The 21,753-nt window shown below is 58.2% G+C and carries 22 protein-coding genes; 1 reads left to right on the top strand and 21 read right to left on the bottom strand.

Translation table 11 applies throughout. From position 1 onward, the window contains the following. Window positions 1-73 precede the first annotated feature (73 nt). From ACFER_RS01570 to ACFER_RS01560, 3 genes are read right to left on the bottom strand one after another with little or no spacing between them, the layout of a single operon-like run. On the bottom strand, window positions 74-643 hold the full coding sequence (locus ACFER_RS01570) for a DUF5714 domain-containing protein (protein WP_012937693.1): 570 nt from the start codon (window positions 641-643) through the stop codon (window positions 74-76). Window positions 644-654: 11 nt separating this feature from the next. After that, a complete protein-coding gene (locus ACFER_RS01565; protein WP_012937692.1) occupies window positions 655-2,094 on the bottom strand; it encodes an aminoacyl-histidine dipeptidase in 1,440 nt (479 codons plus the stop codon). 50 nt (window positions 2,095-2,144) lie between these two features. Then, window positions 2,145-3,701, bottom strand: a complete 1,557-nt coding sequence (locus ACFER_RS01560) for a YfcC family protein (RefSeq protein ID WP_012937691.1) — start codon at window positions 3,699-3,701, stop codon at window positions 2,145-2,147. Window positions 3,702-3,948: 247 nt separating this feature from the next. On the opposite strand from ACFER_RS01560, the gene aroD reads away from it, so the two are divergent. Further along, window positions 3,949-4,701 (top strand): type I 3-dehydroquinate dehydratase, encoded by a 753-nt coding sequence (gene aroD / locus ACFER_RS01555; protein WP_012937690.1) that lies wholly within the window; start codon window positions 3,949-3,951, stop codon window positions 4,699-4,701. A 75-nt stretch (window positions 4,702-4,776) separates the two neighbouring features. Here aroD and ACFER_RS01550 read toward each other — a convergent pair whose 3' ends face one another. The 18 genes from ACFER_RS01550 to ACFER_RS01465 form a co-directional block, all read right to left on the bottom strand. Further along, window positions 4,777-5,844 (bottom strand): TRAP transporter substrate-binding protein, encoded by a 1,068-nt coding sequence (locus ACFER_RS01550; protein ID WP_012937689.1) that lies wholly within the window; start codon window positions 5,842-5,844, stop codon window positions 4,777-4,779. Window positions 5,845-5,872: 28 nt separating this feature from the next. Then, window positions 5,873-7,168: a TRAP transporter large permease gene (locus ACFER_RS01545; RefSeq protein WP_012937688.1), complete on the bottom strand. Its 1,296-nt coding sequence runs from the start codon at window positions 7,166-7,168 to the stop codon at window positions 5,873-5,875. A gap of 2 nt (window positions 7,169-7,170) precedes the next feature. Then, the gene (locus ACFER_RS01540; protein WP_012937687.1) at window positions 7,171-7,791 is read right to left on the bottom strand and encodes a TRAP transporter small permease; all 621 of its coding nucleotides are present in this window, start codon (window positions 7,789-7,791) and stop codon (window positions 7,171-7,173) included. A gap of 28 nt (window positions 7,792-7,819) precedes the next feature. Continuing rightward, window positions 7,820-8,686 (bottom strand): shikimate dehydrogenase family protein, encoded by an 867-nt coding sequence (locus ACFER_RS01535; protein ID WP_012937686.1) that lies wholly within the window; start codon window positions 8,684-8,686, stop codon window positions 7,820-7,822. A 106-nt stretch (window positions 8,687-8,792) separates the two neighbouring features. Beyond that, on the bottom strand, window positions 8,793-8,972 hold the full coding sequence (locus tag ACFER_RS01530; protein WP_012937685.1) for a hypothetical protein: 180 nt from the start codon (window positions 8,970-8,972) through the stop codon (window positions 8,793-8,795). 279 nt (window positions 8,973-9,251) lie between these two features. Beyond that, entirely contained in the window at window positions 9,252-10,628 is a 1,377-nt protein-coding gene (locus ACFER_RS10750; RefSeq protein ID WP_012937684.1) for an LCP family protein, read from the bottom strand. A 383-nt stretch (window positions 10,629-11,011) separates the two neighbouring features. After that, window positions 11,012-11,794 (bottom strand): tryptophan synthase subunit alpha, encoded by a 783-nt coding sequence (gene trpA, locus ACFER_RS01520; protein ID WP_012937683.1) that lies wholly within the window; start codon window positions 11,792-11,794, stop codon window positions 11,012-11,014. Next, window positions 11,787-12,971, bottom strand: a complete 1,185-nt coding sequence (gene trpB / locus ACFER_RS01515; protein WP_012937682.1) for a tryptophan synthase subunit beta — start codon at window positions 12,969-12,971, stop codon at window positions 11,787-11,789. Before trpB ends, trpA begins: the two co-directional genes overlap by 8 nt. Next, window positions 12,968-13,594, bottom strand: coding sequence for a phosphoribosylanthranilate isomerase (locus tag ACFER_RS01510; protein ID WP_012937681.1), 627 nt, complete (start codon window positions 13,592-13,594; stop codon window positions 12,968-12,970). The genes trpB and ACFER_RS01510 overlap by 4 nt, the downstream gene beginning before the upstream one ends. Continuing rightward, window positions 13,591-14,376, bottom strand: a complete 786-nt coding sequence (trpC, locus tag ACFER_RS01505; protein ID WP_012937680.1) for an indole-3-glycerol phosphate synthase TrpC — start codon at window positions 14,374-14,376, stop codon at window positions 13,591-13,593. The genes ACFER_RS01510 and trpC overlap by 4 nt, the downstream gene beginning before the upstream one ends. A 16-nt stretch (window positions 14,377-14,392) precedes the next feature. Continuing rightward, window positions 14,393-15,415: an anthranilate phosphoribosyltransferase gene (trpD, locus tag ACFER_RS01500; RefSeq protein ID WP_012937679.1), complete on the bottom strand. Its 1,023-nt coding sequence runs from the start codon at window positions 15,413-15,415 to the stop codon at window positions 14,393-14,395. A gap of 21 nt (window positions 15,416-15,436) precedes the next feature. Continuing rightward, complete coding sequence (locus ACFER_RS01495) at window positions 15,437-16,015, bottom strand: anthranilate synthase component II (RefSeq protein ID WP_012937678.1); 579 nt, start codon at window positions 16,013-16,015, stop codon at window positions 15,437-15,439. A 1-nt stretch (window position 16,016) separates the two neighbouring features. Continuing rightward, window positions 16,017-17,480: an anthranilate synthase component I gene (locus ACFER_RS01490; RefSeq protein ID WP_012937677.1), complete on the bottom strand. Its 1,464-nt coding sequence runs from the start codon at window positions 17,478-17,480 to the stop codon at window positions 16,017-16,019. A gap of 476 nt (window positions 17,481-17,956) precedes the next feature. Further along, on the bottom strand, window positions 17,957-18,247 hold the full coding sequence (locus ACFER_RS01485; RefSeq protein WP_012937676.1) for a GNAT family N-acetyltransferase: 291 nt from the start codon (window positions 18,245-18,247) through the stop codon (window positions 17,957-17,959). A gap of 42 nt (window positions 18,248-18,289) precedes the next feature. Continuing rightward, the gene (locus ACFER_RS01480) at window positions 18,290-18,907 is read right to left on the bottom strand and encodes a L,D-transpeptidase (protein ID WP_012937675.1); all 618 of its coding nucleotides are present in this window, start codon (window positions 18,905-18,907) and stop codon (window positions 18,290-18,292) included. 24 nt (window positions 18,908-18,931) lie between these two features. Beyond that, window positions 18,932-19,522, bottom strand: a complete 591-nt coding sequence (locus ACFER_RS01475; protein WP_012937674.1) for an SH3 domain-containing protein — start codon at window positions 19,520-19,522, stop codon at window positions 18,932-18,934. 19 nt (window positions 19,523-19,541) lie between these two features. Further along, window positions 19,542-20,318: a double zinc ribbon domain-containing protein gene (locus ACFER_RS01470; protein ID WP_012937673.1), complete on the bottom strand. Its 777-nt coding sequence runs from the start codon at window positions 20,316-20,318 to the stop codon at window positions 19,542-19,544. Window positions 20,319-20,495: 177 nt separating this feature from the next. Then, entirely contained in the window at window positions 20,496-21,611 is a 1,116-nt protein-coding gene (locus ACFER_RS01465) for a M20/M25/M40 family metallo-hydrolase (RefSeq protein WP_012937672.1), read from the bottom strand. Between the last annotated feature and the right edge of the window lie 142 nt (window positions 21,612-21,753).

Genomic DNA, 21,753 nt, shown 5'->3' with positions numbered 1-21,753 from the left:
ATTGAATCTATTTTACACTAGAATCAAAGAAGAAGAAAGGGGCTGTTGCCTGAGCAACAGCCCCTTCGGACCGCTAGTCGCAAAACTGCGGATTATACGGACACCTTTCCTCCAGGCACTGCTGGTTCCTGGGATAGAAACCACAAACGGTTTTTTCTTCCGGCAGGGTGATCCCGAACCGTTCCTTTACATAGGGAATGGCTGTTTTCAAAGCCGTATATGCATCCCGCTTGCAGCAGCGTGGCCCGCCAATGGCCGCCAGATTGGCCAGGGCCCTGGCCGTGCAGGTCATGTGGCTGCCCCAGGAAGAATCCGTGGTCAAAGGCCCGGTTTCTTCCAGGAGAGCCAGGGCAGCCCCTATGGAAGCCACGGCACCGCAGACGCCCCAGTGGCCGCAGATGGCCCCGGGCATCTGGAGTCCCTCCTGCCGCAGCCTGCCCAACAGCTCCCTGAGATCAAATTCCATACCGGCATTGTGGAGCGCTGTCAGCAGGCAGGCTCCATCCAGCACATGATGTTCCGGTCCATGGATCCGGACAAAATCCCTGCTGGCCACATGACGGAAAATGGCCAGGGGATTGGTTTCCTTTTCCTGGGCACAGGCTTCGATGATGGCCTGGGTCCGCTGTTCCATATCATTCATGGTGTACACCCTCATTTCATCCGTTTCAGTACTTCCAGCAGCAGGTTCCAGGTCCGCTGGACGGAAGCGATGTGCATGGTTTCCCGATACGTATGGATTTCCGTCAGGGTGGGCCCCAGGGAAATGCAGTCCAGTCCCGGGAGCTTGGCGGCGAACATGCCGCATTCCACCCCGGCGTGGATGGCTTCCACTTTGGGTTCCTTTCCATACTGTTCCCGGTACACCTGGACAAACAGGTCCCGGAGAGGCGAATCTGCCCGGTAGGCCCAGCCCGGATAGTCCCCGGAGCGGATGGCCTGTCCTCCCAGCTGCCGCAGCAGCCCTTCGATCTGTTCCGCCACCATTTCCTTCTGGCTTTCCACACTGCTGCGCACCAGCAGGCCGGCGCACACCTGCCCGTCTTCCGTATAGAGGATCCCCAGGTTCAGGGAGGTCTGGACCATGCCTTCCAGTTCCGGACTCATGACCTGGACCCCTCCCGGCAGACTGGTCAGGAGACACTGGACCTTTTCCGTGGATTCCCGGTCCATGGGCAGGCGTTCCGCCCTTGCCGGCTCTGCCGTCACCTGGAGGTCCGGATCGGTCACCTGGAATTCCTGCCGGAGAATCCGGTCAAAAGCCGCCACTGCCTGCCGGAGTTTTTCCGGTTCGGGAGTCAGCACAGCCGCCCTGGCTTCCCGGGGAATGGCGTTGTCCTTGGTTCCCCCTTCCACTTCAACCAGCCGGTACAGGACTTCCCGGTCCAGATGGAGCAGGAGACGGCCCATGAGCCTGTCCCCGTTGGCCCTTCCCTTGTGGATTTCCGCTCCAGAGTGTCCCCCTGTCAGGCCGCTGATCTTCAGTTCCAGGCAGGTGCCGGCAAAGGCTTCCCGCCGGACGGGCAGGGCGCAGTTCACATCCACTCCGCCGGCACAGCCTGCGGTGAAGACCCCTTCTTCCTCCGAATCCATATTGATCATCCGCCGGCCTGCAAGTCCGCTGGCATCCAGATCCACTGCTCCCAGCATGCCGATTTCCTCGTCCACGGTGAACACCGCTTCCAGCCGGGGCCGGGGAATGGAGGGATCATCCAGCAGGGCCAGGCCCATGGCCACGGCAATCCCGTCATCCGCCCCCAGGGTGGTCCCCCGGGCGGTGATTTCATCCCCGGACACTTCCAGATCCAGGCCTTCCTTTTCCATGTCCTTGGGGCAGTCCGGGGCCTTTTCACAGACCATGTCCATGTGGCCCTGGAAAATCACCGGCTCTGCCTGTTCATATCCGGGAGAAGCCGGTCCCACCAGGACCACATTGTTCAGGGCATCCTGACGGACTTCCAGGCCCCGTTTCCGGCCAAATTCCACCAGCCAGTCACTGATGGCTTTGGTATGGCCGGACCCATGGGGAATCCGGGAAATTTCTTCAAAGAAATGGAACACCCGGCGGGGTTCCAGAGAATCCAGTACGGTCATGACAGCAAAACTCCTTTTCTTGTTGATTGGTTCCATTATACCCCAAAAGGTTACAGGATGCCCAGCATGGGCGCCACGGAAACGATGATCCCGCCGGTAACGAGCAGCAGCAGGGCCCCTTTCAGGATGAACTTCAGGTAGATGTCATAGGGTACCTTGTAGAGTTCCAAAGTCCCCATGTTGGTGGCACTGGGATACAGGGCACTGGTGAAGTTCAGCCCGATGGTGAAGCTGGCGATCAGCAGTACCTGCCCCCCCACCGGCCCGATGGGAGCGGTTTCATACAGGGCATAGGCCACGGCCCCCAGGATGGGCATGGTGATCCCGGCTACCCCGCTGGTGGACTGCATGAAGAACCCGATGGCCACATAGGACAGGATGACGGCCAGGGAGAAAGCCCAGGAAGGCACGCCCTGGAGGGCATTCTGGATCCAGTACACAAAGGTGACGGACATGCCGGCGGTCTTGCTGCCCATGATCACGGAAATCCCATTGGCAATGGCCAGCACCAGCACCACGCTGAGCAGGTCCCGGGCTCCGGCGATGAATTCTTTGATGAAGGTGGCTTCCGGGATCTTGTTGATGATTCCCAGCAGCAGGGCACCGGCCAGGAATACGAAGGAAAATTCTTCAAAATACCAGTCTCCGAACTGGGTGTAATGTTCCGCGCCCAGCAGGTTCCCCAGTACCGGTACCTTGGCCAGGGTGGTAAAAGGCAGATTCACCAGGGTCTTTGCCGTGGTTCCATCCGCAAATTTAATGGAGTCCCAGGGCACATAGCCGCAGATCATGGCAATGACGATCAGTACCAGGAGCCCGATGGAAAGAGCCTGACGGGAGGTGATTTCCACCTCTTCCTGCCTTTCCTCCACCATGGTGTTCACCGGCAGTCCGGCCACAATGGATCTGGAGGGATCTTTCTTCACCCGGGCCGCATACTGGAGCACATAGGCCAGGGCCACCAGATAGAGCACGGCGAAAAGCACCAGCCGCAGGACGATGCCGCTGCCCAGGGACAGGCTTTCATTGCCGATGGCCCCCACGGCAGCCCCCAGGGAGAAAGGGTTCACCACGCTGGCCATGTTGCCGGCCGTGGCCCCCACCGTCAGCACCCCGATGCCGGTGACCACATCATATCCGGCCAGGACGAACAGGGGCACCACCGCCATGGAATAAGCGGGGATCTCTTCCCAGAGGCCGTAAACGGCCCCGAAAAGGGCGGAGAAGAAGGTCAGCACCACAATCAGGGTCTTGCCGGTGAACCGCTTCAGCAGCCAGCCGATCCCGGCCCGCATGGCTCCCACATAGTTCAGCAGATGGAGGAACGCTCCGGCCATCAAGAGGGCAAAGCACAGCTGGGCCGCCTTCACGAACCCCTTGGCCGGGGCCATGATGATGTCCCACAGCCCCATGGGCTGGAGCCCCTGGCCGGCCATCACTTTTCCCTTCACCAGGATGGCATCATAGATGATTTTCTTGGTTCCATGGTCGTTGATGACCACGGACTGGGGCACGAACCAGGTCAGGATGGCTGTGAAGATCAGGAACAGGAAAACGATGGAATAGGAACTGAGCATTTTTCTTTGTTTCTTGGGTTGATCCGCCATGAGGCATTCCTTCTTTCTGCAATGGCATTTTTGGTGATACAGCCGCTGTCTGCGGCAGGGTACAGGAAAATTATACCATGGATTTTTGAATTTTTCGAACTTTTGCACAGTTTTATCTGACAGGAAAACATACGGGAGGACTGTCCTGAAACTTCAGCCTTCCTGTATGCAGCCAGCAGCCTTTATTGACACTTTTCCACCGGCTGCCGTATACTGGAACAAAGAAGAAAAAAGGAGCATATCCATCATGGCCCAACCTGTACTTGTAAAAAATCTGGCAATCGGCGAAGGACAGCCGAAAATTGCCGTCCCACTGACAGCCCCCACCCTGTCCGGACTGGAAGAAGCCCTGGATCAGCTGGCAGAATGTCCCTGTGACCTGGTCGAATGGCGAGCGGACTGCTATGGTCCCATCCGGGAACCGGGCAGCTGGAAAGCTCCCCTGGCCCTTTTCCGGGAAAGGATTCCCCACCTGCCCCTGCTTTTCACCATCCGTACGGCGGCGGAAGGCGGAAACCTGGCCATTTCCACGGAGGCCTATGTCCAGCTCCTGGAAGAGGCCATGGACAGCGGCGCCATGGATCTGGCGGACGTGGAACTGTCCCGGGGCTCCCAGGTGATGGAACGCCTGGTGGACCGGGCCCACAGAAAGGGAATCAAAGTGGTGGGTTCCTGCCACGATTTCCAGAAGACCCCCTCCCGGGAAGCGCTGGTCCGTACCCTGTGCGCCATGCAGGATCTTGGCTGTGATCTGGCCAAATACGCAGTGATGCCCCAAACGGAACAGGATGTGCTGACCCTGCTGGCAGCCACCCTGGAAATGAAGGAGGAACATCCCCGGACCCCGGTGATCACCATGTCCATGGGAGCCATGGGGGCCGTTACCCGGATCGGAGGCGGGCGGTTCGGTTCCGCCGTGACCTTTGCCACCGCCGGTCCGGCCTCCGCACCGGGCCAGCTCCCGGCTGATCTGCTGGCCCAGGTATTGCCGAGGGTATGAAAAAGGAGATGTGAAAAAATGATTTTTCATTTTTTCACATCTCCTTTTTTATCAGCGGTCAGCAGCCCCCGTCTTTCATTTCCCCAACTCTTCCACCATCAGCGTTCCCAGGCCTCCGGTCTGGGCGTCGATTTTTTTGTACAGTTCCTGGACTGCCGGCTGGTTCCGGACTTCCTGGTAGAATTCCGGTCCGTAGGTGACCAGGGTCATGCCCTTTTTCTGAAGCTTCTCTTTGCAGTCCCGGTCCACCTGGACCAGGGTGGGCGACAGTTCTTCCAGGGCCTCCCGGACGGACTGGTCCAGTACCTGTCGGTAGGCTTCCGGCAGGCTGTCCCAGGCTTTTTGGTTCAGGACCATTTCATTGGCATAGAGAATCACGTTGGTTTCCCCCACGTATTTCTGGACTTCGTTGAAATTGGCGGAAAGGATGCTGTCCGCCGCATTTTCCTCCGCATCCACGATGCCGCTCTGAAGGGAGAAATACAGTTCCGGCCAGGCCAGGGGGGTGGGATTGGCGCCCAGAGCGGACCAGAAGGCCATATGGTTCCGGTTGCTCATGGTCCGGATCTTCAGCCCCCTGAAATCCTCCACCGTCTTCACCGGCCGGTTGGAGGTCATCAGCCGGTAGGTCCCGTTCTGAAGGGTCCCCATGTAATGGAGCCCGGCTTTTTCGTAGGCGGCGGCCAGTTTCTGCCGGAAGGGGCCCGGTCCATTCAGCACCCGGTCGATGGTCTTTCCGTCATAGGGAGCGAAGACCATGGGCAGGTCGAACACCGCTCCTTCCGGCACGAAAGCCGTCACCGGAGCCATCTGGCCCACCACCAGCTGGATATCATTGGCCCGGAGCTGCCGGAGAAGGTCTTCATCCCCTCCCAGTTCCGCATTGGGATGGTAATCGATTTTCAGCCGTCCACCGGATTTCTCTTCCACTTTCCGGGCCACCAGTTCCCCGAACTTCTGGCCCACGGACCCTTTTCCGGCAGAATCTCCCCCTACCAGCACCACCTGGGGCAGATTCTTATAGGGCCCCGCTGTTTTTTCTTCAGGCTTTGCGGCAGCCGGTGCTTTCCCGCAGGCGGTGACCCCGAAAAGGAGCAGTCCTGCCAGACAGAGACCGGCCAGTTTTTTCCATGGTTTTTCCATTGTATTTTCCTCTCTCTGTACAGGATCGTTACCAAAGGGCCGGCAGGAAGGTGGAAAGAGCCGGAATATAGGTGATTCCCACCAGCGCCGCCAGGAACGCACAGATAAAAGGAATGGATTTCCGGGCCACGCTCATGGGCTGCTTCCCGGCAATGTTCCCGGCCACAAACAGATCCAGTCCAAAAGGCGGCGTCGCCAGCCCGATGGACAGGCAGCATACCAGCACCACCCCCAGATGGACCGGATCCACCCCCAGTTTTTTGCAGGCAGGGAGCAGCACCGGCACCAGGATGATGATGGCCGGTCCCGTATCCATGACCATCCCCAGGAGCAGGAAAATCAGCACCAGTACCGTCAGTACTGCCACCCCGGAAGTAAAGTTCCCCAGGATGAAGCTTTCCACCACCTTGGTGGCCCGGGTCATGGAAAGTACCCGGCCAAAGGCCGTGGCAAAAGCCAGGACGAAGGCCAGTCCCCCATAGGTCCGGACCGATTCCCGGAGCATGGGCAGGATATCCCCGAAGGTCATGGTCCGGTAAACAAAAAGAGATACCAGCAGGGCATAAAAAACAGAAACCGCCGCTGCTTCCGTGGGCGTGGTGAACCCGGTATAGATGCCCCCCAGGACAATGACCGGGCAGAGCAGGGCCCAGGAACTGTCCCGGAACAACCGGAAAAAGCCCAGACGGGACAGTTCGTCCATCCGTTCCCGGACTTTGGCCTTGTCTTCCCCGTTCCGGAGACAGTGGATCACCGCATAGACCATCAGGGCCAGCCCCACCAGGAACCCGGGAATGATTCCCGCCAGGAACAGCTTGCCGGTGGAAACCCCGGTGGCCAGGGAATAGAGCACAAAGGGAATGGAGGGCGGGATGATGACTCCCAGGCCGCCTGCCACCGCCACCAGCCCGGCACTCCAGGTTTTGTCATAGCCCAGTTCTGTCAGGAAGGGGACGCACATGGCTCCCACCGCTGCCGTGGTAGCCGGGCCGGAACCGGAAATGGCACCATAGAACAGACAGGTCAGGATCACGGCACAGGGCAGTCCCCCGGGGATCCGGCCGGCAAAAAAAGCAAAGAAATTGAACAGTTTCCGGGAAATCCCGCCCTTGGCCATGATCACCCCGCCCAGGATGAACAGGGGAACTGCCAGGATGGGGGTGGAATTGGCCCCGGAAAACGCGTTGTTCAGCACCTGTCCCATGGTCCCGCCCTGATGGAACAGGGCAATGGGAGCCGTGGCCCCCAGGATCATGCTGATGCCGATGGGCAGGGACAGGGCAATGGCCAGGAGAAAAACGGAAAAGATCAGTACCGCCTGCACCGTCAGTCATCTCCTTCCTGGGCCAGTGCCGTTTCATCGGCTGCATCCCGGAGAGTCTGTTCCAGGGTGGACAGTTCCGGTTCCTGGAGATGCTGGACATGGAACCAGAGCATCTGGACGGCCCGCAGCGCCGCCAGGAAAAAGCCCAATACCATGAAGCTGTACACAAACGCCATGGGCCACTGCATGGCCGGGGAAATCTCATGGCTTTCCCCGATGACGGAAACCACTTCCACCCCATAGAGCCCCAGGACACTCATGCAGCCCAGGGTAATGCCGTCCACCGCCAGGTTCAGCACCTTCCGGAGGGTTTCCGGCAGCAGATCCTTCAGCACCCCCACCCGGAGCATGCTGTCCGTCCGGATGGTATAGGGCAGGGACAGAAAAACGCTCCAGATCCACAGGAACCGGCACAGTTCTTCTGCCCAGGTGAGAGAGGCCATGCCGGGGATTTTCCGGACAATGACCTGGAGCATGGTCACGCCGGCAATGAGAACCAGCATCACCACCAGAAAAGTCTCTTCCAGGTGCAGATCCAGCCAGTGGATCAGAGCGTTCAAAGAATTCTTTTGTTGTACTGCCTTGCTGCTTTCCTTCACATTTTCCATCATCATACTCTCCATTCTACTTTCCTGCTTGGGGGCAGGACCCTCAGTCCTGCTGCTTCTTTTCTTCCAGGATCTTCTCCAGTTCCCGGCGCATGGCTTCCTCCGGTGCCTTCTGCCCCGACCACAGTTCCACCTGGGCCGTGCCCTGGTACAGACTCATGGTGAGGCCGTTCATGACCCGGCAGCCGGCCTTTTCCGCATTTTCCAGGAACCGGGTCCGGGCCGGGTTGTAACAGGCGTCGAAATAGAACTGGTCCTTTTGGATGAATTCCGGGGGCAGGGGCGTTTTCCCGATGCTCTGCCCCATGCCCACGCCGCTGGCGTTCAACACCACTGTGGCTTCTCCCACTTTGGAGAAATCCTCATAGGGAACCATTTCGGCCACCGGGGCGAAGTTTTTGTTGATGTCTTCCACCAGGCTGCGGGCACTTTCCGGAAACAGGTCCGTGATCCAGATCTTCGTCGCACCATGATAGGCCAGCACCGAGCACATGGCCCGGCCGGCGCCGCCGCTGCCGAAGCAGAAAAACCTTTCCTTCGTCACGTCGATGCCGGCTTCCGTCAGTGCCGTGTAAAAGCCCGTACCGTCGGTATTGTATCCCTTCAGCCGCCCGTCCGGCAGCTTCACCACCGTGTTGCTGGAGCCCATTTTCCGGCAGAGGGGATCCAGTTCATCCAGATATTCCAGCACTTTTACCTTGTTGGGCTTTGTAACAGCAAACCCGGCAACGGGCATGTACCGTAGCCCGTTCACAATGTCACCCAGGTGTTCCTGGCCGGTGATGGTGTAGAAGTACACCAGGTTCAGCCCGGCCGCCTCATAGCCCCGGTTCTGCATCCGGGCCGCAAAGGACTGGGCCAGGGGATCTCCCAACAGGGTTATGAACCGGGTATGGATATCGATATGCATTTTCTACCATCCTACTTTCCTGCTCTGCGGGACAATCCCGCATTTTGTATACAATTTGTTATGGTTCCCATTTTAGGCGTGTAACTCCGTTTTGTCAATGGCTCCCCTACAGCATCCCACCCATCCGGATGTACAGATAGAACAGCGGTACCACCAGGACCACATAGAACGCCGTAGTAAGGAGGAAAGCCGCTATGGTCAGCTCCACATCCAGCCGGAACAGGAATCCCAGGGTCGGAGGAAAGAGTACATCCATCAGCAGTTGGAGTATTTCTTCAAATCCCACAGGCTTCCCCTCTTCCCTTTATTTACAGTATTGCCATTATAGCATACTTTATTTTCTTCAATTGACTCATTTTTCACAAACCCTTCCCGAAAAAGCATAAAAAAAAAGCCCCTGTAAAACAAGGGCCAAATGAGGGGCAACTTCAACTTACAGGAACATTATAACACGCTTGTATACAATATGCAAGATTATTTTCTGTTTTTTCATAGTTTTTTTATTTATTGGTGAATTCATATGCTGTTAGTAGGGTAAAAAAGGGGTGTTACTTGGGCAGCACCCCTACTTCCCATAATCCTTCCCCACATAGATCACCACATCCCCGCTGCTGGGGCTTACCGCTCCCTGGATCAGCTGGAAGTCGAAAGGCAGGGCCCCGGTCCGTTCCTCTGCTGCCGTGCTGCCGGCGTTGATCAGCACCTGGGTCCGGTCCATGGGGCTGCCATTGGTGATGCTGACAATGGAAAATCCCGCATTCCGGGCATCATTGGCGGCTTCCACCCCATAGCGGGGATTGCCGCTGCAGTTCACCAGGGATGCCTTGAGGTTTTTTTGAGGAGGCGGCGGCAGATTGGGTGCCGTTCTTTCCCTGGCGGCGCTGCTGCCGTTTCCTGCCGGCATCCCCGCCTTTTCCCCATCCATTTTCCGGGACTGCTCCACCGCCTTCTTCAGTTCCTGGCTCCTGATTTCGATTTTCCGTTTTTCTCCGCTGCCGGCGGCACTGTTGGTCCCCAGCAGTTCATCATACTTTTTCTTGGCGGCCTGGGCGGCCAGCCGGTATCCTTCCCCGGGCTCCTCGCCCTGGAGCCGGGCCACCTGCTGGCGCAGGGCCGTCATATTGGGGATCCAGTAGCTGAGGTCATCAATATAGGCGGGACTCCCCTGGACCATGGCGGTTTCCAGCTGGGAGGTGCCGGATACGTTCTTGGCAAAGGTCACCAGCAGAGAAGCCAGGTCCGTCACGGAAAGATCCGTGTCGATGCTCTGGTACAGGGTATGGGCGATTTCCGGAGCCCGGGTCAGCAGGCTGGCGGACCGGAGCCTGGCGAACACCGCCTTCATGAATTTCTGCTGCCGGACCACCCGGCCGATGTCCCCTTCCTCATCCCGGTACCGGACGTACTGGATGGCCGTGGTTCCGTCCATATGCTGTTTTCCCGGCTGGAGACTGATCACCAGGCCCTTTTCCCCATCGTAGGGATCCGTGTACTGCATGGGCTTTTCCACATCGATATCCACCCCGCCGATGGCATCCACCAGTTTGATGAATCCCTGGAAATCCACCAGCACATAATTGCTGATCCGGATCCCCAGGAAGTTCTCCAGGGTCTTCCGGCTCAGTTCCTGGCCTCCGTAGGCATAGACATGGTTCACCTTGTCCCATCCGTGGCCGGGAATGGGCACCAGGGTATCCCGGGGAATGGACAGCAGAGCCGCCTGGTTCCGGGACGTATCCAGCATGGTCACAAACAGGGTGTCGGACCGGCCAGTGTCCCCGGTCCGCCGGTCCACCCCCAGCACCAGGATGTTCCGTTTCCCATGGATCTGGGCCGTCTGGCCGGGATCCGTTTTTTTCTCCTGTCCCAGCAGGAAAAATCCCGCCACTGCCACCACAAGGGCCGTTATTCCTGCAATCAGCGCTTTATATTTTGCCAGCATGATGGATCTCCTTTAAACGTTACAGTTTGTGGTTGTTTCCCTCTTTTATTTTTATTATACCGTAAAAAGAGATTGATGCACAAGAAAAAGGGGATGTTGCACGTGTAAAAACCACACACGTGCTGCAACCCCTTTTTGTCAGCAGCCATTGGACAGAACCCATCCTTCGTCCAGGTTCTTTTTATTGGATAAAACCGTAGGGGACGCAGGCCCGGCGTCCCGCAGGACACCCGATCAGACGATGGCGCGGCGGGCTGCCCGGCGTGCAGCCCCTACGGATCCGACCTGTTTTCATAAAAATTTACCCGCAAATTTTATCATCCGGCCGTTGACCGTTGACAGCTGACCGTTGGCAGGGCTGTTGCAGAAGCAACAGCCCCTCTTCACTTCGCCTCGTCCACGGCCTCCGCCATTTTCTTTACGTACTGCTTCACCGGCTCCACGCAGTCTTTGCCGTACTGGGCACAGAGTTTCACGATGGCGCTGCCCACGATGGCTCCGTCGCTGATTGCCGCCATTTCCCTGGCCTGTTCCGGGGTGGAGATCCCGAAGCCCACGGCAATGGGTTTGTCGGACACTTCCCGGATCTTCTCCACGATTTCCTTCAGGTTGGTGGTAATCTCTTTCCGCACCCCGGTGACTCCCAAAGAGGAAACCAGGTAGATGTACCCCTGGGCTTCTTTGGCAATCATCTGGATCCGCTGATGGGAGGTGGGGGCGATCATGGAGATGATCTCCACCCCGTATTTTTCCGCTTCCGGAGCGATGGTGGCCTTTTCTTCAAAAGGTACATCGGGAACGATGACCCCGTCGATCTCCACATCCCGGCACTGCTGGAAGAACTTGTCCCGGCCGTAGGTGAAGATGGGGTTCGCATAGGTCAGGAACACCATGGGGATCCGGGTCTTTTCCCGGACCCGGGCCAGCATGGCAAAGATGTCCTTGATTTTGGTCCCGGCAGCCAGGGCCCGGGTATCCGCTTCCAGGATCACCGGTCCTTCCGCAGTGGGATCAGAAAAAGGGATGCCGATTTCAATGAGGCCGGCCCCCGCTTCTTCCATGGCATAGATCAGTTTTTCCGTAGTGGCCAGGTCCGGATCCCCGGCGGTAATGAAGGGAATGAACAGCTTCCCCTGTTTCTTGAATGCATCAGTAATCCTAGTCATGCAGGTCAACCCCCTTGTATCTGGCAATGGCAGCCACGTCCTTGTCCCCCCGGCCGGACAGATTCACCACAATGATCTTGTCCTTGGGCAGGGTGGGTGCCAGTTTCATGGCATAGGCCACGGCATGGGCACTTTCAATGGCGGGAATGATTCCTTCCGTCCGGGACAGATATTCAAAAGCCTCTACGGATTCATCATCGGTTATGGGCACATACTGGGCCCGGCCGGTATCGTACAGATTGGCGTGTTCCGGCCCGATGCCCGGGTAATCCAGTCCGGCGGAAATGGAATACACCGGAGCGATCTGCCCGTCTTCATCCTGGAGGAAATAGGATTCCATCCCGTGGAAGATCCCCGGTTTCCCCCGGGCGATGGTGGCGGCGGTTTCCGCCGTATTCACGCCCCGGCCGGCCGCTTCCACTCCGATCAGCTGGACATCCCTGTCCGGGATGAAATCATAGAACAGGCCGATGGCATTGCTGCCGCCCCCTACGCAGGCCATGACCACATCGGGCAGCCGGCCTTCCTTTTCCAGAATCTGGGCCTTCACTTCTTCCCCGATGACTTTCTGGAAGTCACGGACGATGGTGGGATAGGGGTGAGGCCCCATGCAGGATCCCAGCACATAGAAGGTGTCTTCCACATTGGTGCACCAATCCCGCATGGCCTCGCTGACTGCGTCCTTCAGGGTACCGGTGCCGGTGGTCACAGGGACCACTTTGGCTCCCAGGAGTTCCATCCGGTACACGTTCAGGGCCTGGCGGATGGTGTCTTCCCTGCCCATGTACACTTCACATTCCAGCCCCATCAGAGCCGCCACCGTAGCCGTGGCCACCCCGTGCTGGCCGGCGCCGGTTTCGGCGATGACCCGTTTCTTCCCCATCTTTTTGGCCAGCAGGCACTGGCCCAGGGCATTGTTGATCTTGTGGGCTCCGGTATGGTTCAGATCTTCCCGTTTCAGGTAGATCTTGGCGCCTCCCAGGTCTTTGGTCATTTTTTCCGCATAGTACAGCAGGCTGGGCCGGTTGGCATAGTCATGGTACAGGGTCCGGAGTTCCTGGAGAAATTCCGGATCATCCTTGAAACGGTTGTAGGCTTCTTCCAGCTGCAGCACTGCGTTCATCAGGGTTTCCGATACATACTGGCCGCCGTGTCTGCCAAATCTTCCTTTGCTCATGGTTTTTCCTCTTTTCTTACAGCGCTTACGAAAGCGCGGATCTTGGTTTCGTCTTTTCTGCCAGCGGTTTCGATGCCGCTGCTGGTGTCCACCCCGTAGGGACCCACCTGTTCAATGGCTGCCTTCACATTTTCCGGATCCAGTCCCCCGGCCAGGAAAAATGGTCTGGGGAACCGGACCTGCCGGAGCAGGCTGTGGTCGAAGGTCCGTCCCACCCCGCCAAAGGCGTTCCCGGAAAACGTGTCCAGCAGGAAATAATCACAGTCATACCGGTCCAGATCCCGGAGGCTTTCCGGTCCCCGGACCCGGAGTACCCGGATGATGGAAGCCTTCGTCCGCCATCGGAGTTCTTTTACATAGGCTTCCTCTTCGTCCCCATGGAGCTGGATCAGCTGGATGATGCCCCGGTTGGCCAGGGCCACCGCCTCTTCCACAGGGGCCTTCACAAAGACTCCCACCGCGGCAATGGCCGGATCCAGCTGCTGACGGAGGATTTCCGCTTCATCCGCCGTCACCTGCCGTTTCCCGGGAGCGAACACGAAGCCGGCATAGTCCGGTCTGGCCCGGTTCACCATGGCCACATCTTCCAGCCGCCGGAGACCGCAGAGCTTGATCTTCGTCACAGGATCTCACCCCGCAGTTCCGCCAGGGCGGCTTTCATGTCCGGGCTCCGCATAAGGGTTTCCCCGATCAGCACCCCGTTGACCCCCGCCTGTTCCAGGGCTGCGGTCTGTTGCCGGCTTTTGATGCCGCTTTCCGCCACAAAGGGGATGTTTTTCGGTACCCGGGGCCGGAGCCGGAGGCTGTTGCCGATGTCCACAGTGAAATCCTTCAGGTTCCGGTTGTTCACCCCCAGGACCCGGGCCCCGGACCGGAGGGCCCGTTCCACCTCTTCTTCATCATGGGCTTCCACCAGGGCATCCATCCCCAGGCTTTCTGCCATCAGCCGGTATTCCTCCAGCTGGCTGTCGCTGAGAATGGCGGCGATCAGCAGGATGGCATCAGCCCCCAGGGTCCTGGCCTGGACCACCATGTAGGCATCGATGGTGAAGTCCTTCCGGAGCAGGGGTGTTGCCACCGCCTGGCGGATTTCCCGGAGATACCGGTCGCTGCCCAGGAAATGATCCGTTTCCGTCAGGACGGAAATGGCGGCGGCGCCCAGGGCTTCATACTGTCGGGCAATGGCCACATAGGGGAAATCCAGGGCAATGAGCCCTTTGGAAGGAGAGGCTTTCTTCACTTCAGTAATGAAGTTCAGTCCCGGTTTCTCCAGAGCCTTCCGGAAGCAGCCGGCCCGGTCCCGGGGCAGAGCTTCCGCTTCCCGCCGGAGGGTGAAGAAATCCTTTTCCTTTTTCTGTTTTTCCACCCGCTGCCGGGTGGCTTCTGCCAGGGTATCCAGGATCATGTTCCCCACCTTCCGTTTATTCGTTGCTCACTTTGACAACTTTTTCCAGGGCCGCCAGGGCTTTGCCGCTGTCAATGAGTTCCCCGGCCAGCTTCACCCCGCCGGCAAGGGTATCCGCCTTCCCGGCCACGAACAGGCCGGCCCCGGCATTCAGGAGCACCGCATTCCGCTTGGTGCCCTGGTGTTTCCCGGACAGGATATCCCGGGTAATCCGGGCGTTTTCTTCCGGTGCGCCCCCGATCAGGTCTTCTTTCTTCCCGGGGACCAGGCCGAAATCTTCCGGCCGGATCACCGAAGACCGGTAGTACCCGTCCCGGAGTTCACAGATGGTGGTGGGCCCGTTGGGGGAGATTTCGTCCAGTTTTTCCTGTCCGTAGCCCACCAGGCCCCGCTTCACCCCCAGGGAGCACAACACCTTGGCCAGGGGTTCCACCAGGTATCCGTCATAAACCCCCAGCAGGAACATTTCCGGTTTGGCCGGGTTGGTGAGGGGCCCCAGGATGTTGAACACCGTCCGGAACCCCAGTTCCTTCCGGATGGGCCCCACATACTTCATGGCCGCATGGTATTTCTGGGCGAACAGGAAGCAGAAATTGGTTTCCTGCAGCATCTTCAGGGCCAGGGCAGGATCCTGCTGGATATTTACCCCCAGGGCTTCCAGACAGTCCGCAGTACCGCACAGGGAAGAAGCAGCCCTGTTCCCGTGCTTGGCCACCTTCACCCCGCCGGCGGCCAGCACCATGGCGGAAGTGGTGGAAATGTTGAAGGAATGGGCGCCGTCCCCGCCGGTCCCCACGATTTCCATCACTTCCATCCCCGGATGGGGCACGGGCGTGGCCAGAGACCGCATGGCTTCCGCACAGCCGTAAATTTCGTCGATGGTTTCCGCCTTGGTGCTCTTGGTGGAAAGGGCTGCCAGGAAAGCCGCATTCTGGGTGGGGGTGGTTTTCCCCCCCATGATCTCCAGCATCACTTCTTTGGCTTCGTTACAGGTCAGGTCCCCTTTGTTGACCAGTTTGATAATGGCTTCCTTAATCATGATTTCTATGCCTCCTGCTTGTTATTTGCTGATTCTCAGATCCAGGAAATTCCGGATGATGGTCATGCCCTCCGGGGTCAGGATGGATTCCGGATGGAACTGGAGCCCGTAGATGGGATATTCCCGGTGTTCCACCGCCATCACTTCCCCGTCCGCCGTAGTGGCTGTGGCTTTCAGCACTTCCGGCATCGTATCCGGATCGATGGCCAGGGAATGGTACCGGCCCACCAGGATCTGTTCCGGCAGGCCCCTGAACAAAGGAGAGGTCCGGTCCAGGATCACCGTGGACCGCTTCCCGTGCATCAGCTGCCGGGCGTAGGTCACAGTCCCTCCAAACACTTCTCCGATGGCCTGATGGCCCAGGCACACTCCCAGGATGGGGAATTCCCCTTTCAGCTCCCGGAGGGCCGGTTCGCAGACCCCTGCATCACAGGGACGTCCCGGGCCCGGTGAAAGGATCAGGTGGTCCGGCTGAAGCTTCCGGATGCCCTCCACTGTAATGGCATCGTTCCGGATTACCTGGATGTCCGGGTTCAGGGTGCCCATGTATTGATACAGATTGTAGGTAAAGCTGTCGTAGTTGTCGATGATCAGTTCCATGTCATGCCTCCGTGGTTACTTCCAGCGCCTGCCGTACCGCTGCTGCCTTGTTGATGGTTTCCATGAATTCATCCTCCACTTTGGAGTCGGCCACGATGCCGCTGCCGGTCTGGAAGGAAACCCTGTCCCCGTATTTCACGGCGGTGCGGATCACGATGCAGATATCCATGTTCCCGGCGAAATCCAGGTAGCCCATGCCTCCGCCGTAGGGTCCCCTCCGTTCCGGTTCCAGTCCGTCCAGGATTTCACAGGCCCGGACTTTCGGTGCCCCGGAAAGAGTCCCCGCCGGGAAGGCGGCACACAGGGCATCGATGGCATCCCTGTCTTCCTTCAGGGTACCGGTGACCCGGGTGGTCATGTGCATCACATGGGAGAATTTCTTCACCAGCAGATGGTCATGGACCTTCACAGACCCGAATTCCGCCACCTTGCCCACATCGTTCCGGGCCAGATCCACCAGCATATTGTGTTCCGCCAGTTCCTTGGGGTCCGTCTGCATATCCCGTTCCAGGGCATTGTCCTCCTCTTCCGTCCGGCCTCTCCGCCGGGTGCCGGCAATGGGCATGGAAGTAATTTCCCGTCCCTGGACCTTGATCAGGGTTTCCGGAGAGGATCCGGCGATTTCCACCTTGTCGTTCTTCAGCAGCACCATGTACTGGGAAGGATTGGTGGTCCGGAGGATCCGGTACATGTTGAACAGATCCTGGTCATAGGAAGCGGAGAACCGCTGGGAATACACCGCCTGGAAAATGTCGCCCTGGCGGATGTGTTCCTTGATTTTTTCCATGTTTTCACCATAGGTTTTCCGTTCCTGGTTGCTGGTGATTTCGCCCAGCCGGGCCGGGGTGAATGCCGGAGGCGCCACCGGCTGGCGGACCAGGGCTTCCATGGCATCCAGGTTCTTCTGAGCTTTGGCGTAGTTCCCTTCCAGATCGTCGGTCTTGATATTCACGATCAGGTACATTTTCTGGAGCACCCGGTCGAAAACGATCACCTTGTCAAAGAGCATCAGGTCGAAATCCGGGAACTCTGTGGCCTTGGCCGGGTCGAAATGGAGACTGGGCTCACAGTACTGGAAGAAATCGTAGGAGAAGTATCCCACGAACCCGCCGGTAAAAGGAGGCAGGCCAGGAATTGTAGGCACCCGGTAGGCCTTCAGGATGGACCGAAGGGCTTCCAGGGGCTGCCGGGGATCCACCGGGATCCGGCTGCCGGCAAATTCCACCTGGGTGTTCCGGTCCTTGGCCCGGATCCGGGCAATGGGATCGAACCCGATGAAGGAATACCGGCCGGCCTGATCGTTCTGTTCCAGGCTTTCCAACAGGAAGTACCGGCTGCTTTCTTTCCGTACCAGGCTCACCAGACCGATGGGGGTGGCCGTATCCGCCAGGATTTCCCGGACCACCGGCACTGCCGCATATCCCTGTGCCAGGGCTTTGATTTCTTCCAGACTCTGTTGTTTCATTTCTATTCCTCCTTGCTGACAAAAGAAAAGGTATCCGGGCTGATCATTCCACCCGGATACCTGGATTGCAAAACCTGTCGCTGCAATAAAAAACACCTGTCCTCCTACAAGGACAGGTGTCATAACCTGCGGTACCACCCTGTAATGGAGCCGGAGCCCCACACCTCAAGCAGAATGCCAACACATTCCTCACCGGTAACGTCGGTGCTGCGTCGCGGGATACTTTCCGAAGATTTCATCGCGCCCTCAGTGGTCCATTTGTCAGACTGCCACGATCCGGCTCTCAGCTTTCCGGACTCTCTGTGCGCACATTTTCTGGCGTTATCTCCACCTCAAAGGTTTCTGGTTCGTATTGAATTGATGGTTGTATAGTAGCACTGGCAGAACATCTTGTCAACTATTTTCCCTGAAAAGCAGAAAGATGTAATCTTTTGTATCTCTTTTAACACTTTTCCGTACTTTTGTTGTCCTGCAGGCTACTCTTTCTCATACACGTCGGCGTATTCCGGTTTCCGGTCGAACTGGACCCGGGCATAGGAGCACTGGGGGATGATCTTCACCCCGGCCTCCCGGGCCATCTCCGCCACCGCCCGGACCAGTTTCCCGGCCAGTCCCCGGCCCCCGTACCGGGGATCCACAATGGTGTGGTCCAGGGTCCAGACCCCGGGCCGGGCGTTCACATAGGTGCACTGTCCGATTTCTTCCGCCCCGTCATACAGGGCCGCCCGGAATTTCTCCGGTTCCTTCACAAGACGAATGGTTTCCATGGTTCTTCTCCTTTCAAGGCCTGGCCACTGACAGCTTTTTTTCTACTCCTCCACCGTCACCTTCATCCCCACTTTCACATAGGGTTTCAGCTTCTGCAGGTTTCCGTTTTCCAGCCGGATGCATCCTTCAGAGGCCCGGGTGCCGATGGAAGCCGGATCGTGGGTACCGTGGATGCCGATGCCGTCCCACTTGCCCTTGCTCAGATTCCGGGTGTCCAGGCTGATGAACCAGGGCCCATAGGCGTGCTGGATCACCCCTTTGCCATCGTGGAAATCGTGGGACCAGCTGGACGCATCGATGATCTCATCCACCGGGAATGTCCCTTCCGGTGTTTTCATATCCCCGCTCACCTGCTTCTGTCCGGGGTTCTTCCCCAGGGCCACCGGCCACTTGGCCACCGGTTCCCCATGATCCAGGAGATACAGGGTGAACTCCCCTTTTTTGATCAGGAGAGCGTAGTCATGGGGCTCCGGCGTCTGGCGCACGTCCCCGGTAACAGCTGTCTCTGCCGGTGGGGCAGCTGCCGGTTCCGCCTTCTGGCCGTTCCGGCAGCCTTTGATACCGGAGCCCACCGCCAGGAGCAGGACCAGGAGAAAAAAGACACCCCAGGCCGGACCCTTCCATCTCCGCTTCTGGTACGCATCATGATACTTTCCCATGGTCCCCCTCCTTCCTGAAACCGTTTACAGACGGCGGCAGAACTGGGTCGACACGTACCCGGTCTGCCCGTTCGCCCGTTTCACCTGATACCAGTTGTTCTTCCGTCCGGTGATTTCCACCTTTTCCCCTTCGTCGAAGTAATCCACGATATCCGTATGGGTTCCGGCACCGGCCCGGAGCCGCACATCGGTACCGGTGATCTTCCCGTAGGATTGATTGGCGTCCTTCTGGTTTTTTTCTCCCTGGGCCGCCCCGTTGGCGGGTTTCCTGGGAGCCTCCTGCTTCTTTTCTTCCTGGGTCACCGGCGGCTTGGTGTCGGCGGCACTTTTGTCATCCTTCTGCCGGGCAAAAAAGATCCCTGCACCCACAGCCGCCAGCATCAGCCCGATCACCAGGGCGATCCATTTTCCCCGGCCGCTCTGATGGGGCAGGTCTCCCTTGGGCTGGAAAGAGCCGGCAGGCTGCTGGGACCGGGGCCCCGGCTGGGGCGCGGTGTTTTTTCCTCCCTCCGGCCGGGCCGGAGCCGCCGGCTGTTCCACCGGACTGCCGCAGACCGGGCAGAATTTTTCCCCTTCCGTCAGCTGATTCCCGCAGTGCGCACAATATCTGGCCATCCGTCATTCCTCCTGTGATTCAGTCCGCGTCCTGGTCGTTGATCTTGGTGGATTTGATCTGGACACTGATCAGAGTGGGATTCTTTTGCTTCACGATGCCCACACATTTCCCCTTCACATTGACGAAATCACCGGTCTTCAGGCTGTTGACGATGCTGGCCCGTTTGGCCGGCACATCCACCAGGATCTGATAGGTCTTGCCGCCATTGTTCCGGCTTTCCAGGGTGATGCTGTAGTTCTGGGAATTGTTGAACTGTCCCTTCCATTTCACTTTGCCGGAAAGCTGGACGGTTTTGTCCTTGTATTTCTTGTCTCCGGAACTCTGGTCACGGATGTAGTCATCCACCATTTCTCCGGATTTCACCTGGATGGGTTTGCTGCTGCCCCCGAAGGCAAAGAACAGGCCCAGGATCACCACTACGGCAGCGATGATGGCCAGGATCTTCTTTTTCTTCCCATTGCCTTCCGGCGGCACAGGAGGCATCTGGAACCCCTGGAATCCCTGGTTTCCGCCGCCTCCCTGGCCGCCGGTCACCGGTTCCGCCACTACCACTTTGGTGTTTTCCGCCGTTGCTTCCTGGGGTTCCGCTGCCGGTTTCTCCCCTTCAGACTTTTTTTCCGCCGGTTCAGCTTCCTTCAGCCGGGTGCCGCATTCGGTGCAGAAATCATTGCCTGCCGGATTCACATGGCCGCATTTGGGACATTTTACCACCGGATCCTGTTTGGCGCCGCACTGGACGCAGAACAGGGCATCATCGGCCAGTTCGCAGCCGCACTGTTTGCATTTCTTGGACATAACCATACCCCTCCGTTCCGGAAACCGGCAAAGCCCGGGATTCCGTCATTTTTTCTGATTCTTATTATACGCAGAAAAAGGGGAATAGGAAAGGGGGCTGTTGCATGTGTGAGGTTTTCACACATGCAACAGCCCCCTTTTTGTCAGCTGACAGAGCTGCTGCCTCAGCAGCAGCTCTTACAAATTCCAAATAAACGCCGCCAGCTGCTTCAGACCCGGTTCCAGGCTGGTCATATCCAGTTCTTCCTGGAGGGTATGGGCCCCTTTGCCCCGGCTGACGCCAAAGGCGATGGCCGGGATATTCCGGCTGAGAGGGATATTGGCATCGGTACTGCTGGCACTGAATGTGGTCTGCAGCCCGGCCCGTTTCCGGATGGCCGTGATCCGGTCATGGATTTCGTGATGCTGCACTCCTTCACTGCAGGGCCGTTCTCCCAGGAGCAGGGTTTCGATTTTCACATCCGCCCTCTGATGGGCCTGCAGGATGACCTGGAAAGCGGCATCCAGCTTTTCCAGTTCCGTATGGGAAACGGACCGCATGTCCACGGTGAATTCCACCTCCGCCGCAATGGAATTGATGGTGGTCCCTCCCTGGATGGTCCCCACATTGTAGGTGGTTTTGGGATCTTCAGGCACCTGGAGATCGTAAAAGTCCCGGATGATCCCCGCCGCTTCGCTGATGGCGTTGGCCGCTCCGAAAGCGGCATAGCTGTGGCCCCCGGGCGTAACCACATGGACCGCGTACCGCCGGGACCCTACGGCCAGGTTCACGAACCGGTCACTGTTCCCGTCCACCGCCATGAAGTAACTAAGCCGGTCTCCGAAGGCATCGGTCAGGGCCCGGCTCCCCTTCAGATTCCCCAGGCCTTCCTCCCCCACATTGAAGGCAAAGACCGCCGGAGTCCGGAGCTTCAGGGTCAGCATCATCCGGATCAGGAACAGCAGGGCCGCCACATCGGAACTGTTGTCTCCGCAGGAAGGGGCCTTCAGGGTATGGCCGTCGATTTCCGGCATGATTTTCTCCACCCCTGCAAACACCGTATCCATATGGGCGGTGTACAGGGGGAACTTTTCCACGCCCTCGATACAATAAGGAAAAATGACGTTCCCGGCTTCATCCTGGCAGGCTCCTTCCGCCCCCATGGCCTTCAGCTGGTCCAGGATCCACCGGGCCTTTTCCCCTTCTTCTCCGGTGGGAGAAGGAATGGTGATCACATCATACAGGGTCTGGATGTATTCCGGCATCCGGTTGTGGATATAGTCCTCCACCATTTTGCGCAGCACATCATTCATGGGCATGGCTCCTTTCATTTTTGACCAGTGCAGAGTGAAGAGTCCAGAGGGCAGAGTTTCTGTCCCTGCCAAACGCAAGCTCTATTGCTTGTCTCCATGCAGAAAACCGTCCAGAGGAATCTGTCCAGTCTTCTCCTCTTCG

Origin of the sequence: Acidaminococcus fermentans DSM 20731 (genome assembly GCF_000025305.1) — a bacterium.
Lineage (GTDB): Bacteria > Bacillota > Negativicutes > Acidaminococcales > Acidaminococcaceae > Acidaminococcus > Acidaminococcus fermentans.
This window is presented reverse-complemented; position numbering and strand designations above follow the sequence as displayed.

Bases quoted from the DNA above. Each gene is read 5' to 3' on its own strand.
- ACFER_RS01490 (WP_012937677.1), bottom strand. From the start codon at position 17,480: ATGAAACAACAGAGTCTGGAAGAAATCAAAGCCCTGGCACAGGGATAT.
- trpB (WP_012937682.1), bottom strand. From the start codon at position 12,971: ATGAGCAAAGGAAGATTTGGCAGACACGGCGGCCAGTATGTATCGGAA.
- ACFER_RS01535 (WP_012937686.1), bottom strand. From the start codon at position 8,686: ATGCATATCGATATCCATACCCGGTTCATAACCCTGTTGGGAGATCCC.
- ACFER_RS10750 (WP_012937684.1), bottom strand. From the start codon at position 10,628: ATGCTGGCAAAATATAAAGCGCTGATTGCAGGAATAACGGCCCTTGTG.
- ACFER_RS01475 (WP_012937674.1), bottom strand. From the start codon at position 19,522: ATGGCCAGATATTGTGCGCACTGCGGGAATCAGCTGACGGAAGGGGAA.
- trpD (WP_012937679.1), bottom strand. From the start codon at position 15,415: ATGATTAAGGAAGCCATTATCAAACTGGTCAACAAAGGGGACCTGACC.
- ACFER_RS01470 (WP_012937673.1), bottom strand. From the start codon at position 20,318: ATGTCCAAGAAATGCAAACAGTGCGGCTGCGAACTGGCCGATGATGCC.
- ACFER_RS01570 (WP_012937693.1), bottom strand. From the start codon at position 643: ATGAATGATATGGAACAGCGGACCCAGGCCATCATCGAAGCCTGTGCC.
- ACFER_RS01480 (WP_012937675.1), bottom strand. From the start codon at position 18,907: ATGGGAAAGTATCATGATGCGTACCAGAAGCGGAGATGGAAGGGTCCG.
- ACFER_RS01540 (WP_012937687.1), bottom strand. From the start codon at position 7,791: ATGGAGAGTATGATGATGGAAAATGTGAAGGAAAGCAGCAAGGCAGTA.
- aroD (WP_012937690.1), top strand. From the start codon at position 3,949: ATGGCCCAACCTGTACTTGTAAAAAATCTGGCAATCGGCGAAGGACAG.
- trpA (WP_012937683.1), bottom strand. From the start codon at position 11,794: ATGACTAGGATTACTGATGCATTCAAGAAACAGGGGAAGCTGTTCATT.
- trpC (WP_012937680.1), bottom strand. From the start codon at position 14,376: ATGATCCTGGATACCCTGGCAGAAGCCACCCGGCAGCGGGTGGAAAAA.
- ACFER_RS01485 (WP_012937676.1), bottom strand. From the start codon at position 18,247: ATGGAAACCATTCGTCTTGTGAAGGAACCGGAGAAATTCCGGGCGGCC.
- ACFER_RS01550 (WP_012937689.1), bottom strand. From the start codon at position 5,844: ATGGAAAAACCATGGAAAAAACTGGCCGGTCTCTGTCTGGCAGGACTG.
- ACFER_RS01465 (WP_012937672.1), bottom strand. From the start codon at position 21,611: ATGAATGATGTGCTGCGCAAAATGGTGGAGGACTATATCCACAACCGG.
- ACFER_RS01495 (WP_012937678.1), bottom strand. From the start codon at position 16,015: ATGGAACTGATCATCGACAACTACGACAGCTTTACCTACAATCTGTAT.
- ACFER_RS01560 (WP_012937691.1), bottom strand. From the start codon at position 3,701: ATGGCGGATCAACCCAAGAAACAAAGAAAAATGCTCAGTTCCTATTCC.
- ACFER_RS01565 (WP_012937692.1), bottom strand. From the start codon at position 2,094: ATGACCGTACTGGATTCTCTGGAACCCCGCCGGGTGTTCCATTTCTTT.